Source organism: Vreelandella neptunia, assembly GCF_034479615.1.
GTDB classification, from domain to species: Bacteria; Pseudomonadota; Gammaproteobacteria; order Pseudomonadales; family Halomonadaceae; genus Vreelandella; species Vreelandella neptunia.
The window spans coordinates 2,989,070-3,008,533 of sequence record NZ_CP140255.1 but is presented as its reverse complement, the minus strand read 5'-3'; the positions used below and the strand labels follow the sequence as shown (position 1 = coordinate 3,008,533).

The window sequence follows — 19,464 nt, the reverse complement described above, 5'->3', positions numbered from 1 at the left end:
TCAGTATGGCGAGTAGGGCGGCTGATTAAAAGCACCTTAATTTAGCTTTTTGTTAACATCAGCTAAACCTTTTTTACCAGATATTTAAATTTAACAATAAAGAGGTGAGTATGTCTGCATCATTAAGTCGTTTTAACGTGCCTGAAACACTGGATAATCTGCCGGAAGATATACGCAGTACCATTTTAGCGGTTCAGGAAAAAGCGGGGTTTGTGCCCAATGTCTTTCTGATGTTGGCCCATCGCCCTGCTGAATTTCGTGCTTTTTTTGCTTATCACGATGCGCTCATGGAGCGCGAGTCGGACACGCTCACCAAAGCCGAAAAAGAGATGATTGTGGTCGCTACCAGTGCGCGTAATCACTGCTTATATTGTGTAGTCGCTCACGGTGCCCTGGTGCGCATTTACAGTAAAGACCCGCTACTCGCTGACCAGGTGGCGATCAACCATCGGGTGGCGCCAATTAGCGAGCGCCACCGGGTAATGCTTGATTTTGCTATGCACTGCGCTATCGATGTGGGTGAAATGACCGATGAATGGCTCTCCCGCTTGCTGGAAGTTGGCTTTAGCCAAGAGGATTGTTGGGACATTGGCGCCATCGCGGCGTTTTTTGGCCTGTCGAATCGGTTGGTCACCCTGGCGGGCACGCCGCCCAATGAGGAGTTCTACCTGATGGGGCGCGTGCCCCGCTAAGAGGCCACCGTACTACCTCAACTTTACTAAGCTGTGCTTTTGATTGAGAATAGTTCTTGAGATGGCACTTGGATAAGTACTGAAAAAACGTACTTAGAAAAAGCGCTTAGCAAAAACACCTACATTCACTGTCGCCAGGGGAGCCCTGCTCAAAAGGGCTGAGATGCGCGCTGCGCAGACCCTGGAACCTGATCCGGTTCATACCGGCGGAGGAAGTGCGACATGCTTTACCTAACGTCAGCCGTGCTTGGCGCGGCGCTGTGCTGCTTTGCTTATTTAGGCCTCCGGGCTCGCTGGGTGGATGGCCCGGTTGATGATTACGTCACCGCTCGCAACTCTCAAACGGCGTCTACACTGGGGCTCTCCTTCCTTGCCTCTGGAATGGGCGCATGGATTCTCTTTGCTCCTCCTGAAATCGGCGCCTTTGTCGGGCCGTTGGCCCTGGCAGGCTATGCGTTAGGCTCTGCGCTGCCGTTTATCGTATTAGGGCTGTATGGGCCGAAGATTCGTCGGGCGCTGCCCGAGGGGCGCAGCATCGCCGAGTTTGCGGAAGCGTGCTATGGCCCTGGTGTAAGGCGCTGGGTAACGCTGGTATCTATAGCCTATATGGCCTGCTTTTTAGCCGCCGAGCTAACCGCCATTGGGGCGATCACTGCCTTACTTTCCGAGGTGCCACCTGCACTGGTGATTATTGGTGTGGCGCTTACCACGCTGGTTTATACCGCAGCGGGAGGCCTGCGTGCCAGCCTTGCCACTGACCGTTGGCAGGCGTGGTTGTTGCTGGTACTGCTGTGTGTGGTCGGTGGCATGGCGCTATGGCGGCTTCCCACTATTCCCAGTGGAGCTGCGCTTCCAGCCATTCCTATCACCAATGCGCTCAGCGTAGCGTTAACCCTGGTGATTGCTGTTACCGCGGCCAATCTCTTCCACCAAGGCTATTGGCAGCGCGTTTGGGCCGCTCAAGATGATCAAAGTTTAGGACGCGGGGCATGGTTAGGTGGCGCGATGACGGTCGTCGTCGTCATGGTGATTGGCGGATTGGGGGTGTTGGCCGCGATGAGCGGTGTCTCTCTGGGGGAGCCGCCGATGCCATTTTTTGCTCTGTTAAGCGATGCTCCTGTTTGGCTGACGCTACCCGCCTTAGTATTAGCGGTGACGTTAGTCGCCTCCAGCGTTGATACGCTGCAAAACGGTATTGCCTCGCTGGTGGTCGCGCGCAGCGAGCACAAGGGCGTTTCACTGGTGGCTGCCCGCTGGGTAACGGTGGTGGTGATGATTCCGGTGGTATTGATTGCCTTACAGGGGCTGTCGGTACTCCGGCTATTTTTGATTGCCGACCTGCTGTGTGCCGCCATTGTGGTGCCTGTACTGCTAGGCTTGTGGCAACGAATGACGCCGCTTGCGGCCATTGCGGGCGGCCTCGCGGGGTTGCTGGGCGCCATTCTCCCTGGGTGGTTAAGCCAAGGAAGCTTGGTCGCCGGGGTGGTGGCCGCCAGTTTTCCGGGCAGTATTCCTACCTTGGGGCCATTCGTCGGCGCATTAGTCGCCTCAACGCTAATGAGTGTGCTGCTCGCGGGGTTAAATAGAAAGAGGTGACTTTTAAGCACTAAAGGGCTGATCGCGTTATGCTGTTAGAATAATAGCTACCTCATGGTTGATATGACAATGAGCTTCCCCATAGCACCTGACGAAGATGCTCGCTTAGCAGCCCTTTATGAGCTTGAACTTCTAGACACCCCCGATGAACCTGCTTTTGACCGGGTCACCAGATTGGTGACCAAATTGCTAAGTGTGCCTATCTCGACGGTGACGCTAGTAGATGCTAAACGGCAGTGGTTTAAGTCAAGCATTGGCGTTGAGCCCCAGGAAACATCTCGCGATGTGGCTTTCTGTGCTTATACCATCATGTGCCCAGAGCCATTTATTGTTGAAGATGCCAGTCAAGATCCCCGTTTTGCTCAAAGCCCTCTGGTGACTGGCCCCGAAGGCATTCGTTTTTATGTGGGGATTCCATTACGGTCTATGCAAGGCTTGGCACTAGGGTCACTCTGCGCGCTCGACACCAAACCACGCGTCGTTAGCGAGGATGAGCTAGCGGCTCTCCAGGACTTAGCGGCAATAGCGACAGAGGAAGTTCATTTGCGAGAGCGGCTGGTGCTGGAGAAGAAAAACGCCCAGGCATTTCAGCAGGCGCTGAATGAGCTACATCAAAGTATGGAACGCCAAATTGAGCGGCGTACCAATGAACTCAATTTGGTTATTGAGTCAGCTTATGACGCCTATATTAGCATTGATGCCGACGACGTTATTTTGGACTGGAACCGCGCAGCAGAAGTGATGTTTGGTTGGCCACGCAAAGAAACACTGGCAAGGACGATAACGCAGCTGATTTTTCCTGCCGGGCTGCCCCCCAGTAATAACCGTGCTGCTATCACCTCTACGGCACGGCGTCAGGATGGTACTGAGCTGCCTGTTGAAGTTCGTATTAAGACGCTAATGATTGATGGCCGCGAGCGGCGAAGCCTTTTTATCCACGATATTACCGAACGTCAGCAGCTTGAGCGACTGCGTGATCAGCAGGCCCGTGAAGATGCGCTTACCAAACTACCTAACCGAAGAGCCTTGGATGAGCGCTTACCTGAAGCCATGGCCCGTACTCGACGCTCCCAACAACCCCTAGCCGTTCTGTTTATGGATCTGGATGGTTTCAAGGCAATTAACGATACCCATGGGCATGCCATGGGCGATGAACTGTTGCGCGTGATTGCTAAAAGATTGGCGACAACGGTACGCGAAACCGACTATATCGCGCGCTGGGCCGGGGACGAGTTTGTCTTGCTATTGGAGGGCAGTGAGCCCACGACAATCGAGCCGCTGGCCAATAAACTAGTTCAGGTGGTGCAAGAGCCGCTGGTCTCTAGTAATGCCGCGTTACATGTCAGCGTTAGTATTGGGGTTGCCTTATATTTACCAGCGAGTGCCGAGACCTCCAATGAACTGTTAAAGCGCGCCGATGTGGCTATGTATGAAGCTAAACGTTCTGGAAAAGCCCAAGTACGTATCGCCCAGCCTTTGGATAGTGCTTGTTAAGACCGGTTAACATTCAAGGACGACCATGATTCGAACTATTATGACTACCCCAGAGGGTGAAACTCACGAGGGGGATGAACGCTTGTTAGCCATCTGGCAGACTACGCCTGACAGCCATATCTGGATCGATATGCAGGGGGAGTCCCAACAAAGCGAGCGTGCGATTTTAGAGGCGTTTGAGTTTCACCCGATGGCGATTCAAGATGCCCACAAAGAGCGTCACCCGCCGAAAATCGAAGAGTTTGACAACCACACGCTGATTATTTATCGCGGTATCTCATCCTTTGATGCTGAACTCAATTATTTGCCTCAGCAGGTCTGCTTTTTTGTCGGCGAACGTTTTTTAGTGACGCTTCACCCTGGCCAAGCGCTCTCAATTGAACGGCTATTCAACGAGCACGGCAAGGCTTTGCTGGCTCACTCGCCAGAGCACGTCGCACTGAGGGTGATGTATATTTCAGCAGGCTTTTATATCGATAGCCTGCTTGAGTTCGAAACGGCGTTAAGTGATCTTGAAGACGAACTGCTGGAAAATGGTAATGATGTGTTAATGCGCAAGATTATCACTTACCGTTCCCGGCTGGTAAAAATGCGCCGCATTTTTAGTTACCACCAGGGGATCACCCAAGAACTCATCGCTTATGACTATGAGCACTTGCCGCGGGAAGAGACTGAAACCCTACATGCAATCAACGATGTGGCGGATCGCTTTGAGCGTCTCTACACCTTGACTCAAATGTACTACGACATTTGTGGTGACTTAATCGATGGCTATATCTCTATCTCCTCCCATCAGCTAAATATCACCATGCGCGTTCTCACGGTCATTACCGCGATCTTTGTTCCTCTAACGTTTATCGCCGGGATTTACGGCATGAACTTCGAAAATATGCCCGAGCTGCGCTATCAGTACGGCTACTTTTTTGTCTTGGGGGCGATGCTGGGGATCGGTGGGGCGCTGATTTGGCTATTTAAGCGCAAGCATTGGTTTTAAAAACGGGTTTTAAGGACTGATTTTAGCCTCGCCAGGAAACGGCTCACCAGGAAACGAAAAGTTGACGTATGCATAGGTGGTCAGCGGCTGAGTGTGGCATCCTCTTGAGCGACCAAGACTATAAGGCATAAAGCCGTCGACTAGCGTTTTCACTGGGAGTTGTTCCATGACGATTATGATTTTCGGGCTGCTGATTTTTTTAGGCAGCCACTCTGTACGTATCTTTGCTGAAAACTGGCGTCAGCAGCAGATTGCAAAACACGGCGAAACCACTTGGAAAGTCGCCTATTCGGCGGTATCCATCGTTGGCCTGGCCATTGCTATATACGGTTTTGGCCAGATGCGCCTCGATCCTATCTATATCTGGTACCCGCCAATGGGAATGCGCCATGCGGTGGCGCTGCTGATGGTGCCCGCCTTTATTATGCTGGTGGCGGCCTACATTCCGCATAATGCGATTAAGGCCAAGCTTGGCCATCCAATGATGCTGGCGGTCAAAATCTGGGCGTTTGCCCATCTGCTGGCCAACGGTCGCTTGGGCGAGATTATCTTTTTTGCTGCCTTTCTTATCTGGGCTATCCTGGCATTTAAAAGCGCCAAAAAGCGCGGCCGCCTTACGCCACCAGCGCCCGTTAGCACTAATAAAATGGCCACCATTGCTACCGTACTCGTAGGCTTGGTAGCGTATGTGGTGTTTGCCTTTTACTTGCACGCAGTGCTGATTGGCGTACCTGTTTTTAGCTAATCGAGCGTTAGCCCAACTTAGGAGTCACTCCATGGCCGAGACGACACACACGGTGCCCAATACCATGGCTGCCATGCTATTGACCGGACATGGCGGTATCGAAAAGCTGGAATATCATCAGGATGTCGCCACGCCGCAGCCCAAAGCGGGCGAAGTGCTGGTGCAGGTGACCGCCACGGCGAAGAACAACACTGATCGCAAGGCGCGTGAAGGGCTGTACCCTACCAAGGATAAGGGCGATGTTACCTCCTTCGCCATGGGCGGTACGCCAACGTTAACCTTCCCGCGTATTCAAGGCGCCGATGTCGCTGGCCGCATAGTAGCGGTCGGCGATGGCGTTGACGCCGAGCGCATAGGTCAGCGAGGGCTGCTGGATTTTAATATTTACGCCGATGAGCGTCGTGATATTAATCTAACCCCGGATTACTACGGCCATGGCGCCGACGGCGGATTTGCTGAGTATATCGCCGTGCCTGCTGATCAGTTTTATCATGTGCCTAACCCAGAGCTGCATGACGCTGAACTGGCCTCAATGGGTATGTGTTCTTATCAAACCGCTTATCACATGATGACTGCCGCCAAGGTAAATGCCGGTGAGCGGGTGCTGGTCAGCGGTGCCAGCGGCGGTGTGGGCACTGCACTCATTCAGCTCTGCCGTATTGTTGGCGCTATCCCGTATGCCGTTAGCCAGTTGGACAAAGCCGAGGCGCTCAAAGCGCTAGGCGCAGAAGCGGTCATTGATCGTGGCGACCTGCCGACGTTTGTTGACCGGGTGCTGGAAACCACTGGCGGCAAACCAATCGATGCGGTGATGGACTTGGTCGGGGGTGAGATGACCAACCTGTTTATCGACACTATGATTGTCGATATGCAGGGGCGAAAGAGCTACCCGCGCCTCTCTATTGCCGGGGCTAGCGGTGGCAACCTTAGCGAAATGATGTGGACCCGCGTGTACCTTTATCAAGTACAGATATTTGGTGTTTCCCACGGCACCCGTGAAGAGGCCGAACAGCTGGTGGCGTGGATTCGCAGCGGGGAATTAAAGCCGGTACTCCATGCGGCCTTTAAACTATCTGATCTGCATGCCGCCGAACGCTATTTTGTAAACCGAGGCAGCAATTATCTGGGCAAAATTGTGCTCGTTCCCGATGCTCAGTGGGCATCTCACGGTGCTCCGTTCGCCCTTGAAAATTCCTCTTCTGCTGTTCAGGAGCGCCCCTAGTGCATAACCTTCATACTATCCAGCTAATGGACACCCATGCCGGTGGTGATGTTAGCCGTATCGTTACAGGGGGTATTGATGTTCTGCCTGGCGCCACCGTTCGCGAGCAGATGGAGTATCTACGCGATGACGCCGATGGTTTGCGCCGCCTGCTACTCGAAGAGCCCTACGGCATTCCGGAAATGTCGGTCGACTTGTTAGTGCCGGCAACTCATCCTGAGGCGGTGGCGGGTTACATCATTATGGAAGTGATGGGGTACCCCATTTATTCCGGCTCCAACACGCTGTGTACCGCCACGGCGGTACTGGAGAGCGGTATTGTCCCCAAGCAGGAAGGCATACAGCGCTTTAAGCTGGAAGCGCCGGCCGGGTTAGTGCAAATCGAAGCCAAAGTGCATAACGGCGTGGTGGAGTCGGTTACCTGTGGCGGCCTGCCCAGCTATATCGATACCTATCGCGATAAAATCCAAGTGCCGGGAATTGGCGAAGTCACCTACTCGATTGCCTATAGCGGTGGTTTTTACGCTTTGGTCGATGCCACCGAGCTGGGCTTTAAGCTGGTGCGTGATGAGGAGCGCGCACTCTCAGAGTGTGCCTACAAAATTGTCGAGGCAATTAAAGCGCAGCGGGGCTTTTCTCACTACACCCTGGGCGATGTAGGGCCTCTGCCATTTTTGCACTTTATGGGGCCTGAAGAGCAGATAGCTGAAGGCTATATACGCTCACGCTCAACCACCTACGTCCATCCTGGCGTTATATGCCGCAGCACGACGGGTACCGGCACCTCTGCGCGCTTGGCGTTGATGAACTATGAAGGGCGGCTAAAGCTAGGGGATAAGCTAGAGACAGTTTCTCTACGGGAGACAGGGTTTATCGGTACCTTTGTCGGTACCCATCAGGAGGGCGCTTACCAAGTAGTGGAGAACACCATTACTGGCCGCAGCTACGTGTTGGCCCACTCGGATATCGTTATCAACTGTGATGACCCGATGGTTGCCTGTGGTGAGCTACACCATATATTAAGCGACCGTCACCAGATGAAAGCACTATCAGTTGAGACATAGCATCACTTGAGACATAGCGACGCGAAGGAAATCTAGCTGGCAGACACGTACCCTTCGCTTTCCAGACGTTCCCATACCGGGGCTTTTTCGGCCTCGGTCATGCTTCCCCAGCCCGCGATTTCATCCAACGTCCGGCCACAGCCGTGGCAGACTGATGTGGTCGGCTCGATTTGGCAAATGTGTACGCAGGGCGAAAGTGGTCGCCCAGCGGGCGATGTGGAGCGTTTAGTCATTATGATGCGGACACCTTACCGCGCAGCGATTTAATTTTGCCTTTATGGGTTTTGTGATCGACGCGGCGGCGCTGCGAACCTTTGGTGGGTTTAGTAGCGCGGCGTATTTTTTGCTGTTTGGTGGCACTCAGTATCAGCTCTTTTAAACGTGCCAGTGCATCCTCTTTATTCAGTTCAAGCTTACGATGACTCTGGGCTTTAATAATCACCACGCCCTCTTTACTGATGCGTTGATCGGACAGCGCCATTAAGCGCTCCTTGTACATCGGCGGCAGTGTAGAACTAAGAATATCGAAACGCAGATGTACCGCCGAGGCGACTTTATTGACGTTCTGGCCGCCCGCGCCCTGGGCACGAATCTGGCTGATATCAATCTCCCAATCAGCCAGAGTAATGTTACTAGAAATGGTGAGCATTAATGGCCCCTGTGTTACTCGTGAACCCATAAGGCTAGCACAATTGGCACACCTGAGACGAAAGAGGGCTTTCAGCACTTGTGGGAGGGAGTTTCAGCTCGCGAATATGTGGGCTACCAGCCTGATGAGACTATGGGGCGCTTGCAGCCCTGATGTTTAGCCCACGTTTTAGCGCGCCCGGTTAGCCAGCTAGATTGTTAACAGGCTGGCCATTGATGTAGGCCAGCAGGTTGCTAAACGCATCGCCAAAATAGAGCTCGTAGCTATCCTTTTCCACATAGCCAAGGTGCGGCGTGGCGACGAGATTGGGTTGTTCCAGCAGCGAGTCAGCTAACAGCGGTTCCGTATCAAAAACGTCGATTGCGGCTTGGCCAGGTCGCCCGGTTTTTAGAGCCTCCTCAAGCGCCCCAGGGGCAACTAATTGAGCGCGACTGGTGTTGACGAGCAGGGAGGTGGGTTTCATTTGAGCGAGAGACTCGGCGCTGACAATACCGCGTGTATCGTCGTTCAGCCGCAGATGCAGGCTGAGTACATCAGCACGCTGGAACAAATCGGTCTGGTTTTTGGCTACCTCTATTCCTGCTTCAGCAGCGCGCTGTCGGGTGCCTTCTCGTCCCCACACCAACACCTTCATTTCAAAAGCCTGGCCATAGCGTGCTACCAAGCTGCCAATTTTGCCGTAGCCAAAAATGCCTAGGGTGCGGCCTTTGAGGCCCGTGCCTAGGGTACGCTGCCAACGGCCCGCCTTAAGATTCTCAACCTCTGCCGGTATATGGCGCATGGCGGCAAGCACTAAGCCCCAGGTTAACTCTGCTGCAGCGTAGGGCGAGCCAGTGCCCGTCATAACAGTGATACCATGGCGGCGGCAGGCCGCTATATCCACATGCGCCGCGCCGCCGCCGGTTTGGCTGATGACTTTCAGTTTAGGTAATTGCTCAAGCAGCGCAGCGGTGATAGGGGTGCGTTCACGAATGAGCACTAACGCTTCGGCATCCTGAAAGCGCGTACTCATTGCGTCAAGGTCGGTGAGTGTATCGTGATAAATCGTGACCTCTTGACCTTCAAGCAGCTTGAAGGCGTCTAAACCGCGCACACAGTCCTGATAATCATCGGCAATAACAATCTTCATCAAATCGGCTCCTTGCTGGCAATGCTGTTGTAAAGTAATAGCTGTTATAGGTTGATAATACGCCTAAACCCATTACCAAGGAGTCAAAAATGAGCGACTACCTATTGGATGATTCCCCGCTAAGCCCAGGGGTTATTTATCGGTTGTTATCGGGCGCTGTTTGCCCCCGGCCGATTGCCTGGGTGTCTACCCAGGATAAGCAAGGAAATGCCAATTTGGCGCCATTTTCCTTTTTTAACGTGGCCAGCGTGAATCCACCTGTGCTGGCATTTTCTCCACTGCTTAATGGTAGCGGCGAACTTAAAGACACCGTGCGCAATTTAAAAGAAGTACCTGAATGTGTCGTCCATGTGGGCAGTGAAGGGCTGATAGAAGCACTCAATACCACCAGCGCCAGCTTGCCGCCAGGAGAGGATGAGTTTGCTCTGGCCGCTCTTGAAAAAGCTGATATGCCTGGGGTCAACGTGCCACGCATTGCCAACGCTCCCGTGGCGTTTGGCTGCAAACTGTTCGATATGATTCGCTTTGGCGACCAACCGCTAGCAGGCACTTTGGTGCTGGCCCAGGTTGTCTCCATCCATATTGACGATTCGATTTGGGACGGTCGCCATGTCGATATGGATCGGCTCAAACCTGTTGGGCGTTTAGCGGGCAGTGATTACATTCGAATTAGCGATCGGTTCGCCATCGAAAGGCCTTCATAACAGCACTTAAAATATATAAGCAATTGATTTTTAATTTATTTTCCAATTTTATTCCCGTTGGTGAGGAGTTGTTACAATCGGGTAATAATTGTTACTTTTTAATTAACGATAATTAACCTTTAGTCGTATATTCTCCTGCCGATAGTAATAAATAAAAGTTCGGTAATGTGGCAAAGGTTTGAGGGAAGACTACTCACCTTTGCCATGCTATTTACGTGGGGAAATGATCTAGCCAGTAAGGAGCAGATCAATGAAAAGATTGGGAATTTTGTTTTTAAGAGAAGGCTTATTAAAAAAGTCTTTATTAAGAAATTGCTTATTAAAAGTAGTGTTATTAGCTGGAGTTTTGACTCCATTACTAGCGCAGGCAGAACTGACTTTTGGTATTGTTGCCCCTTCCAGCGGTGGCGCTGCACCGCTAGGCTTGGGCATGCAAAAAGGTATTGAGACCTATTTCGCCGAGGTCAATGCGGCGGGCGGAGTTAATGGTGAAACGCTTGCCTTGATTGCCCGTGATGATCAGTACAAACCGCTGCAAGCAGCCAGTAATACCCGAGCGCTTATTCAAGAGGATGAAGTGCTAGCGGCGATTGGCAATGTCGGTACTCCAACGGCTACTGTCACCATTCCCATTTATAACGAATATGAAACGTTGCTTTACGGGGCTTTTACTGGCGCGGGGGTGCTGCGTAAGTCACCGCCAGACCGCTATGTGATTAACTACCGGGCCAGCTACGTACAAGAAACCGCCGCCATGGTGGACGGGCTGTTGGAAGCAGGCGTTTTGCCCGAGGAAATTGCCTTCTTTACCCAAAACGATAGTTTCGGCGATGCAGGATACAATGGCGCGACCAAGGCATTAGCCGCTCATGGCGTCGACAATATCTCGGAACTGGCCCACGGGCGTTTTACTCGCGGTACGCGCAATATTCATCAGGGGCTAGCGACCATTCTGGAAGCGCCGGTGACGCCACGCGCCGTGATCATTGTCGGTACATACGGCCCTGCGGCAGACTTCATTCGTGAAGCGAAAAACGATCTTCCTGACACGGTATTTCTGAACGTCTCTTTTGTGGGCAGCCAAGCGCTTATGGATGAACTCGGCGACCTATCCGAGGGTGTGATTATTACTCAGGTAGTTCCCCCCCTGGATGCCGATCTGCCCGCCGTAGAAGCATACCGTCAGGCATTGGACACCCATGCCAACGGTAGCGAACCTGACTTCATCTCACTCGAAGGTTACCTAGCCGCGAAACTCTTTGTGGAAGGTGTGAAAGCAGCCGGAGCTGATCCAGACCGCGACGCAATTGTGGATGGTTTGCTTGGTTTGGGGTCGGTTGATATTGGACTAGAGGAGCCGGTTAGTTTGGGACCGAACGACCATCAAGCAAGCGATGCGGTGTGGCCCACTATTATCACAAACGGCCGTTTTGAGTCGGTGGAGTGGGCGAGCCTGTTGCCCTAACGCTTACTTTACCTGTCTGTCCCCTGACACAAGTGAAAACAGATAATGAAAAAAACCTTAAGTATTAGAGCGATGTTGATCAGCCTGTTCTTGGCTGCGGTGCTGGGCGCCGTGGTGCTGGCGGCAACGGGCTGGATTACCAACCAACGACTCATTGACTCACAGCGTTATATTACCGGTGAGGTGCTGCCGCTGGAAGATGCTAGTCGTGGAATGGTGTTGACTATGGGAGCCTTTGGTCAACGTCATGCGGATTTGCTTGCCGCAGAAAGCGTGACTGGTCTAGATACGGCGACCACTCAAGAGGCACTGGATGAGCGTTTTCAAGATGCACGACAAGGTCTCCATGGAGTTGATCAAGCGCAAGGGCTGAGTGAGCTGGATAGCCACTATCAGGCGTTACTGGAAGGGGATACGGCGCTGGAGGCGGTACGCCGCGAAGAGCTGAGCCTACAAACCCAGATGGCCGAGCGCATTAGTGAGATGCAAGCGCTTATTTCTCAAGTAATGCTTAGTGCCGAAGATATTGCCGGGCGTACGGCGTTAGCCAAGGTTCGCAGTGACCGTGAAGAGCGCGCGCTAATGGAAGCCTGGCGCGAAGATGGTATGACCACGCTGCCGACTCAGTTACTCGATAATATGTATACAGTGCAAGCGGATATTGGCCGCTTAAGCGGCAACGCACGTATGGCATTAGCGCAGCTATCTGACCTTGGACGTCAGATGATGCAGACGAATAGCGCGGATGCACTGGTCAACTTGCGCCACAATGAAATTTCTCAGCAGGTGGGTTTAGCTCGCCAATCACTGGCGGCGATCGCCGACGCTCCTAGCACCGAAGCAGGTCAGCGCGCGCTAATCAACGATTTAGATGATGTCATCGTAGAGCTGGATGGGTTGATGGTATCCGATGATAACGCTGTCTATGAGCTTCGTTTACAGCAGTTGGAGTTAGGCGCCCAGGTGCAAGTGGCGCTCACTAATGTTGCCCAAGCCATGACTCAGATGCGCGCGGCGCTAAGTGATGTCGAAGCGTACACCGTTGCTCAGGCGGATAGTGCCGCAACGCAAGCAGAGACGCTAGCTAATGCTGGTCGCTCGTTACTGATTATGGTCACTCTAGCGGTTATCGTGTTACTTGCGATTTTTGGCTGGCGTACCATGGTACGGGTGCTGGGGCCGCTAGTGGCGATGCGCCACCAAATGGAAAACATCAGCGGCGCCGCAGGCGAAAATGCTGACCTGTCTAAGCGTCTTGAACTTAAACGTAACGATGAAGTGGGGCAAACTGCCCAAGCGTTTAATAACATGATGGATACCTTTGAAGGCATGGTGGCGCAAATTCGTGAAAGCGCCGAATCCATTGCGGCCAGCAGTCGTCAAATTGCCGCGGGTAATGAGAATCTCTCCCAGCGTACCGACCAGCAGGCGGCGTCGTTGGCGGAAACGGCTTCAAGTCTTGAAGAGATTACTGCCACGGTAAAACAAACGGCTGAGTACGCTGACCAGGCCAAAGACGCTAGCGGTAATGTTGACCAGCGCGCCCGCGCTGCAGGCGATGTTTCAACGCGCACTACGGCGGCGATGGGGGATATCCGCGAAGCGAGTGAAAAGATTACATCGATTATTAAAGCCATTGATGATATCGCCTTTCAAACCAACTTGCTGGCGCTCAACGCTTCTGTTGAAGCAGCGCGAGCGGGCGAACAGGGGCGTGGGTTTGCCGTGGTGGCACAAGAAGTGCGCAAATTAGCTGGACGTAGCGCCGAAGAAGCTGCCCAAATTCGCCATTTGGTTGACGATAGTGTCGCCAAGGTAAGCGAGGGTGAGCAACTGGTAAACGCCTCCAGCAAACACCTGCAGGAAATCATTGATAGCCTGAGTGAGGTAACACGCTATGTTACCGAGATTGCAGGAGCTACCCATGAGCAATCTGCTGGTATTGATCAGATCAACCAGGCAATTTCGCAGCTGGATCAGGTGACCCACCAGAATGCCCGGTTGGTGCAAGAAGCGACTACTGCCAGCCATACGCTGGATGATCGTGCCGGTGATATGCATTCACTGGTAGGGCGCTTTCACGTCAGCGACGCAGCAGGGCAGCGGCATCTAGCGCTTCCTCAACAGGAGAAAGTGACTCCGTAGTAAGCAATTACTACCCTTTGTCGGAAAGCGCTTGCTAGTCTCATACAACACGCCCCGCGTGTGCTCAAACACTCGATCAATAACCATAAGATCACAAAGAGGAGCACTGAGATGAGCAGCAAGCGCATTTTAATGATCACTGGCGATTTCACTGAAGACTATGAAACCATGGTGCCATTCCAGGCACTTATGGCAGTCGGCCACCGTGTCGATGCCGTTTGCCCGGGGAAAACTTCGGGCGATACCGTGGCGACGGCGATTCATGACTTCGAAGGCGACCAAACCTATTCCGAAAAGCCCGGTCACCGCTTTGCACTGAATGCTGATTTTGCCAGCATTAACCCCGCCGATTACGATGCTTTGGTGGTGCCTGGTGGGCGTGCACCTGAATATCTTCGTTTGAACAAAGAGGTGCTAACCATGGTTCAGCATTTTTTTGAGACTAACAAACCCGTGGCGGCGATTTGCCACGGCGCTCAACTGCTAGCTGCTGCAAAAGTACTGGAAGGGAAGCAGTGCTCTGCTTATCCGGCCTGCCAGCCGGAAGTCGAGCTTGCGGGTGGTCATTTTGCCGATCTGGAGGTGACCGATGCAGTAACCGATGGCAACCTGGTTACTGCCCCCGCATGGCCTGCCCACCCCGCCTGGTTGGCGCAGTTTATGGCGCTACTGAATAAGTGAGCTTGGCCCACTGACCTAACAAAATTTGCGCCCAGCATCCGCTGGGCGCTCTTGTTTGCTGTGCCAATAATTGCCGCTATGCTAATAATTTGTGTGGATTCGAAAACTTCGAGAGACAGTGCTCATGTGTAAACTCTTTATTCAAGCCGACCCGGAGCTGTGGCGCAGCGCGACACATTCGCTGCGTATTGATGGCATGGTCACCAGTGTGCGAATGGAAAATTACTTCTGGCATATTCTCGAAGAGATCGCCCAGCGCGACCGGATGAACACGGCCCAAATGATTACCCGGCTTTATCATGAATCCATCGATGCCGGGCACGATTTGGGTAACTTCACTTCGTTTTTGCGCGTTTGCGCCCTGCGTTATCAAGCGCTGCAATTGACCGGGGATATTCCCGCCCAGCACCAAGTGCCTATCGCTACCCTGGACGCTGAGCAAATTTTAGCCCGCGAAAGCGGCAACAGACGTGACCCGTTGCATTAAAAAGAGGTGTAACTGTTCAGCTCATGCTGGCAGCCTAAAGGGTCGCGAGCTAAAGCTGCCTCCCACAACACCCTATAGCCAGCACTAAGCCAGAAGCTATTTGTGGGAGGGCGATTTATCGCGCGAAGGGTGCCGAAGGCACCCCTTAGTGTCTTTCGGCTGGAAGCTTGGAGGGTCGCGAGCTAAAGCTGCCTCCCACGGGGCAGCTATCTATGCCTGATGAAACAGCAGGTTGGCGAGTACAGCCTGAAACCTACTGAATAGTTACAAAGAGGTTACCAACACGGTCACTCAAGTCGCGCTTCTAAAGCAGTTAAAAACTGCTTGATACGCGCCGCATTGGTGCCCACGTCGCTGGCACCCAGACGTGACGCCGAGCGCATATCCACCTGCACCCCGTTCTCAATCTCAGTTAAGCGAATCACCACATCATCCTCAAAGCCAAACCAGCGCGTGGTCGCGGTGGCTTCTATGTGATTGTCGGTAATTCGGGCGATACGCCAGCCAGCCTCTTCGGCCTCTGCTTGTGCGGCAGCGAGTACCGTTTGTGGGGCTTCGTCCAAGACCAGCGGCTTGATGTCAGGGTAGGCTGCTTGCTGCTGCTGTGCGGTGGCACCGCCCGGGTAGTCAACCGCGTTAGGCGCCGCTTCTCGTGCGTCAGCTAACGCTTCAAAGGCCGGTGGGTTCTGAGTATCGGTAGTGATATCGTGAATCGCGGGCACTTGTTGAGCACGTTGCCAATGCTGCCAGGGCATATAAAGCAGCGCAGCAGCGGCGACGATAACCAGCGTGGCTATTAATGCAGGCCTAGATCGACGAGCCAGCATGCTAAACAGCAGCGTGACAATACTGACCGCGACTGCTGCGCCGGCGGCATAGACGCCGTTACGAAGTAAATTAAACGCCTCGCCTAGGCTGATAAGTTCGCCACGATAAGCAGGCCCTGCGCCCGCCATCATAAGTGTCGCCGCCGCTATCAGTAGAATGGCTAAGCCAGCCAGTACGCCTGGCCAACGGCCGCCACGAGGACGCGCCGTTGTTAGTCGCGTTACCATGTTCTCTCCTTATCACAGCAAAGTTCGCTATTCTTAGCACAACTACTTCTTAGCACAAACACTGGGTCAATTGGCAGTGTGAATGTCTTAAACTCTGACGATAGGATATATATGACCGATAACGTAGCCGCTCTTCGCCAGCTACTGCTCAGCACACCGCGTGCCGTTCTGCCAATGACATATCAGCAGGTGGCTAGCGCGCTAGCGCTCACACCGCCGCGGACTATTGCTCAAGTCACCCAGGCGTTAGAGCAGTTAATGCGCGAAGACGCCGCACAGCAGAAGCCTTTCATCGCGGCGCTGGTGGTCAGCCGGCGAGGTGACGGTTTACCTGCGGCTGGCTTTTTTGAACTAGCAGTCGCCTTAGGCCGCTTTCCTGCGGATACCGCACAGCACGAGGCCGCTTACCGCGCTGAGTTTCAGGGTGCCCTTGACGAGCGTGAGAACGCAGATAAAAACGCTCAGCCTTAAGTTTCGCCACGCTGGCTAGGCGTTTTTCGCAGTGGGTCAAGCAGCGGGCCAAGCCCATTATGATCAATTTCGTGCATCAAATGCAGCAGTTGGCCAATTTCCCCTGAGGGAAACCCCTCCCGAGCGAACCAGTTTAAATAGGGGCCGGGAAGGTCAGCAATAAGACGGCCCTCATACTTGCCAAAGGGCATGGTACGCGTCACTAGCTTTTCCAGATCCTCTGGCTTCATGCATTTACTCCTTTCTAAGGCTGCAAGCAAAGTTATTCAATGAAACACCTCAGGCACTATTATCAGTCTGCTGGGCGATTTCGCCAATCAATTGGGCCATCGCCCGTGCGGGTTCGCTCAAATGGCCGCTAGTGGGGTGAATCAGCCCGATGTCGCGGTGAAAGGTGCGCTCGCCTAAATCAATCGCACGCACTTCCGCTGGCCAGCGTTGCTGCGCAATCGCCTGGGGCACTAGCGCAACGCCTACCCCTTTGGCGACCAGTTTAACGATGGCCTCCAGTTCATCGACTTCGCATACTTCACGCACATTGCAGTGGTTTGCGCGTAGAAAGCGTTCGACCTGCCGTCCACCAAAGGAAGCACGGTCGTAACGCACAAACGGCTGGCGGACGATCAGCTCCCGCCACTGATCGCCCTCAATATGGCGCGGCACGATCAAACGAAATGGCTCATGGGCAAGGGGCGTCCAGCGTAAATCGCTGTGCAGTGAAAAGGGCGGGCGAATAATCACCGCCATATCCAGCTCGCCAGCGTCGACTTGATTCACCAGCTCCATGGAGAGACCCGGCACCACTCGGGTGCGGCACTCGCTATAGGCGTGATGAAAATGCGCCAGCGCATCGGGCAGTAGCGTGCGCTGTATGGACGCTATGGCCCCAATATTGACCCTTTGAGTGGCTGGGCCCGCTGTAGCAGCCCCCAGCGTGCTGTAGAGGGTTAGCAGGGTATGAGCTTGCTTTAACGTTTCCTGCCCGCGCTGGGTCAAAATGGCGGCACGCCCTTTACGTTCAAACAGGGCGATACCCAGCTCTTGCTCAAGACGTTTCATTTGTGCGCTGACCGCCGCTTGAGTCAGGCCGATTTTGTTGCCCGCTGCGGCAAAGGTGCCTTCCTGTGCGACCGCAATCAACGTTTTTAGCTCGCGGATCATTGATCAATCCTTTTTGTGAATCAGCTAAATAGTTATTGATTTTATTTTCCCATGAGCGGCTCTAGGATGAATACAGCGGTGCTACATAAAGTGCCCGCTAATCCTCATAAAACCCAATAATGTGGAGAATGACCATGAGCCTTTCACCCTTCCATCTGGCGATTCCCGTTTACGATGTGGCGCTGGCGCGGGCGTTTTATAACGATGTGTTTGGCCTGGAAGAGGGGCGTTCCAGCGAGCAGTGGGTCGACTTTAATTTCTTTGGCCACCAACTGGTCATTCATGAGCAGCCCAAAACGCCGGGGCAAGAGAGCGCGCACACTAATCCGGTAGATGGCCACAACGTCCCGGTGCCGCACTTTGGCGTAATATTAGCGTGGGACGAGTGGGAAGCCCTGGCCGAGCGCTTGAAAGCGCGCGATACGCAGTTCGTGATCGAGCCCTACGTTCGCTTTAAAGGCGAAGTAGGTGAGCAGGCCACCATGTTTCTGCTCGACCCCTGCGGAAACGCCCTGGAGTTCAAGGCGTTTAAAGATATGAGCCAGATCTTTGCGAAATAGCCTTTGCCAAATAAATTTTGCAAAATAGACTTTGCCAAATAAGCCCTGCATTAAATCTCGTTTTAAGCGCGTAGCGCCTGCTCTTGGCGGCGATGCTGCAACGGGGGCTCACCAAAGTAGCGCTTATAGTCGCGGCTAAACTGAGGCACGCTGCGGTAACCCACCGCCGCAGCGGCCTGATTAACGTTGTGATTATCCTGCAGCAGCAACTGTTGCGCTTTGATTAGGCGCAGCCGCTTTAAGTACTGAGCCGGTGATGAGCGGGTAATTTGCTTAAAGTGCTGGTGAAACGTCGAAGGGCTCATATTGGCCTGTGCTGCCAACTGTTCCACGCTAAAGTCGTCGGCAAAATGGGTGTGGAGCTTAGACAGCACCTGCACAATGCGTGAATAGTTACCATGCCCCAGTACTAGCGCCCGTAAAGCGGGCCCCTGTTCTCCCTTTAGCGCTTCAAACACCACGTCACGAATGCGGGCGTTGCCCATGGCGCTGCACTCTACCGCTACGTTTAGCGTGCGCGCTAAGCGCCATACGGCGTCCTGCATGCCCTCTGTCATGGCCACTGAGGCCATGGGCAACGGAGCCAAAGCGTTATGACCGGTATCGCCCATGGCTGTCACCATCTCGCTTAATAGTGCCGGATCCAGGCGCACCGATATACCCAGCAAAGGGGCTTCCGGCGAGCCGTAGGTTTCGCACTCAAAGGGCAGTGGCAACGTTTGCACTAAGTAGTGGCCGGGGTCGTAATAGATTTCGCGATCACCCAGATAACCCATTTTACGCCCCTGGGCGATGATGGTCAGGCTCGGCTCATAGATCAGCGGTGTGCGAATCTGGTGGCGGCTTAAACAGAGTAACGACACGCCAGGCAGTGATGTGCTATTGATTCCGTCGCTTTTAACCAGTGGTGCGATAACGGCAGCTAGCGCATTGCCAGCCTGAGCGGTGGAGGTCATGAGGGCTTCTCTTGGGTTTCTAATGGAATTTACATAATTATAATGATTTATGGTCATTTTTTGTTATTTTATTACGTGTCATCGGAGTATTTGGCAAAAATGACGTAGCTTCGTTCATCGCTATCATCACTGATTAGGCGAATACTATCGGCATGCCTCGCACGAGGGGAATCGTCTGCTGATTTATAGGGCAG

Annotated in this window: 21 protein-coding genes and 1 riboswitch; of the genes, 14 read left to right on the top strand and 7 right to left on the bottom strand. The window is 53.4% G+C overall.

All coding sequences use genetic code 11. From position 1 onward, the window contains the following. Positions 1-110: 110 nt before the first annotated feature. The 7 genes from SR894_RS14050 to SR894_RS14020 all read left to right on the top strand — a co-directional run bounded on the left by SR894_RS14050 (position 111) and on the right by SR894_RS14020 (position 7,807). Positions 111-692, top strand: coding sequence for a peroxidase-related enzyme (locus SR894_RS14050; RefSeq protein WP_133730058.1), 582 nt, complete (start codon positions 111-113; stop codon positions 690-692). A gap of 126 nt (positions 693-818) precedes the next feature. Then, positions 819-925: riboswitch (TPP riboswitch) on the top strand. Beyond that, positions 915-2,288 carry an SLC5/6 family protein gene (locus SR894_RS14045; RefSeq protein WP_133730059.1) on the top strand — a complete coding sequence of 458 codons (1,374 nt, stop codon included), beginning with the start codon at positions 915-917 and terminating at the stop codon, positions 2,286-2,288. (Overlaps the previous riboswitch by 11 nt.) 69 nt (positions 2,289-2,357) lie before the next feature. Then, positions 2,358-3,782 (top strand): diguanylate cyclase domain-containing protein, encoded by a 1,425-nt coding sequence (locus SR894_RS14040; RefSeq protein WP_133730060.1) that lies wholly within the window; start codon positions 2,358-2,360, stop codon positions 3,780-3,782. A gap of 25 nt (positions 3,783-3,807) precedes the next feature. Continuing rightward, on the top strand, positions 3,808-4,776 hold the full coding sequence (locus tag SR894_RS14035; protein ID WP_133730061.1) for a magnesium transporter CorA family protein: 969 nt from the start codon (positions 3,808-3,810) through the stop codon (positions 4,774-4,776). 166 nt (positions 4,777-4,942) lie between these two features. Next, positions 4,943-5,521: an NnrU family protein gene (locus SR894_RS14030; protein ID WP_133730062.1), complete on the top strand. Its 579-nt coding sequence runs from the start codon at positions 4,943-4,945 to the stop codon at positions 5,519-5,521. 31 nt (positions 5,522-5,552) lie between these two features. Continuing rightward, the gene (locus SR894_RS14025; RefSeq protein ID WP_133730063.1) at positions 5,553-6,743 is read left to right on the top strand and encodes an alcohol dehydrogenase catalytic domain-containing protein; all 1,191 of its coding nucleotides are present in this window, start codon (positions 5,553-5,555) and stop codon (positions 6,741-6,743) included. Next, positions 6,743-7,807: a proline racemase family protein gene (locus SR894_RS14020; protein WP_208862630.1), complete on the top strand. Its 1,065-nt coding sequence runs from the start codon at positions 6,743-6,745 to the stop codon at positions 7,805-7,807. Before SR894_RS14025 ends, SR894_RS14020 begins: the two co-directional genes overlap by 1 nt. A gap of 32 nt (positions 7,808-7,839) precedes the next feature. Here the strand turns inward: SR894_RS14020 and SR894_RS14015 are convergent, their stop codons facing one another. The 3 genes from SR894_RS14015 to SR894_RS14005 form a co-directional block, all read right to left on the bottom strand. Beyond that, on the bottom strand, positions 7,840-8,040 hold the full coding sequence (locus SR894_RS14015) for a DUF1289 domain-containing protein (protein ID WP_133730064.1): 201 nt from the start codon (positions 8,038-8,040) through the stop codon (positions 7,840-7,842). After that, positions 8,040-8,456, bottom strand: coding sequence for an alternative ribosome rescue aminoacyl-tRNA hydrolase ArfB (arfB, locus tag SR894_RS14010; protein ID WP_133730065.1), 417 nt, complete (start codon positions 8,454-8,456; stop codon positions 8,040-8,042). Before arfB ends, SR894_RS14015 begins: the two co-directional genes overlap by 1 nt. Positions 8,457-8,637: 181 nt before the next feature. Then, positions 8,638-9,585, bottom strand: coding sequence for a D-2-hydroxyacid dehydrogenase family protein (locus SR894_RS14005; protein ID WP_133730066.1), 948 nt, complete (start codon positions 9,583-9,585; stop codon positions 8,638-8,640). An 89-nt stretch (positions 9,586-9,674) separates the two neighbouring features. Here SR894_RS14005 and SR894_RS14000 point away from each other — a divergent pair, with 89 nt between their 5' ends. The 5 genes from SR894_RS14000 (at position 9,675) to SR894_RS13980 (ending at position 15,067) form a co-directional block, all read left to right on the top strand. Further along, positions 9,675-10,289, top strand: coding sequence for a flavin reductase family protein (locus SR894_RS14000; protein WP_133730067.1), 615 nt, complete (start codon positions 9,675-9,677; stop codon positions 10,287-10,289). Positions 10,290-10,635: 346 nt separating this feature from the next. Continuing rightward, positions 10,636-11,754, top strand: a complete 1,119-nt coding sequence (locus tag SR894_RS13995; protein WP_227405563.1) for an ABC transporter substrate-binding protein — start codon at positions 10,636-10,638, stop codon at positions 11,752-11,754. A 45-nt stretch (positions 11,755-11,799) separates the two neighbouring features. Beyond that, positions 11,800-13,899 carry a methyl-accepting chemotaxis protein gene (locus tag SR894_RS13990; protein WP_133730069.1) on the top strand — a complete coding sequence of 700 codons (2,100 nt, stop codon included), beginning with the start codon at positions 11,800-11,802 and terminating at the stop codon, positions 13,897-13,899. Positions 13,900-14,010: 111 nt separating this feature from the next. Further along, entirely contained in the window at positions 14,011-14,580 is a 570-nt protein-coding gene (locus tag SR894_RS13985) for a DJ-1/PfpI family protein (protein ID WP_133730070.1), read from the top strand. Positions 14,581-14,704: 124 nt separating this feature from the next. Continuing rightward, positions 14,705-15,067 carry a ribbon-helix-helix domain-containing protein gene (locus SR894_RS13980; RefSeq protein ID WP_133730071.1) on the top strand — a complete coding sequence of 121 codons (363 nt, stop codon included), beginning with the start codon at positions 14,705-14,707 and terminating at the stop codon, positions 15,065-15,067. 287 nt (positions 15,068-15,354) lie between these two features. Here the strand turns inward: SR894_RS13980 and SR894_RS13975 are convergent, their stop codons facing one another. Continuing rightward, the gene (locus tag SR894_RS13975) at positions 15,355-16,122 is read right to left on the bottom strand and encodes a DUF1499 domain-containing protein (protein ID WP_133730072.1); all 768 of its coding nucleotides are present in this window, start codon (positions 16,120-16,122) and stop codon (positions 15,355-15,357) included. A 111-nt stretch (positions 16,123-16,233) separates the two neighbouring features. Between SR894_RS13975 and SR894_RS13970 the strand changes: the two genes are divergently transcribed. Further along, the gene (locus tag SR894_RS13970; RefSeq protein ID WP_133730073.1) at positions 16,234-16,593 is read left to right on the top strand and encodes a hypothetical protein; all 360 of its coding nucleotides are present in this window, start codon (positions 16,234-16,236) and stop codon (positions 16,591-16,593) included. Here SR894_RS13970 and SR894_RS13965 read toward each other — a convergent pair. Beyond that, positions 16,590-16,823, bottom strand: coding sequence for a DUF3820 family protein (locus tag SR894_RS13965; RefSeq protein WP_022522550.1), 234 nt, complete (start codon positions 16,821-16,823; stop codon positions 16,590-16,592). The two genes, SR894_RS13970 and SR894_RS13965, sit on opposite strands and share 4 nt — an antisense overlap. A gap of 49 nt (positions 16,824-16,872) precedes the next feature. After that, positions 16,873-17,754 (bottom strand): LysR family transcriptional regulator, encoded by an 882-nt coding sequence (locus tag SR894_RS13960; RefSeq protein ID WP_133730074.1) that lies wholly within the window; start codon positions 17,752-17,754, stop codon positions 16,873-16,875. Between the two features lie 134 nt (positions 17,755-17,888). On the opposite strand from SR894_RS13960, the gene SR894_RS13955 reads away from it, so the two are divergent. Then, complete coding sequence (locus tag SR894_RS13955; RefSeq protein ID WP_133730075.1) at positions 17,889-18,314, top strand: VOC family protein; 426 nt, start codon at positions 17,889-17,891, stop codon at positions 18,312-18,314. Positions 18,315-18,376: 62 nt separating this feature from the next. Here the strand turns inward: SR894_RS13955 and SR894_RS13950 are convergent, their stop codons facing one another. Further along, positions 18,377-19,270 carry an AraC family transcriptional regulator gene (locus SR894_RS13950; protein WP_133730076.1) on the bottom strand — a complete coding sequence of 298 codons (894 nt, stop codon included), beginning with the start codon at positions 19,268-19,270 and terminating at the stop codon, positions 18,377-18,379. Positions 19,271-19,464 lie beyond the last annotated feature (194 nt).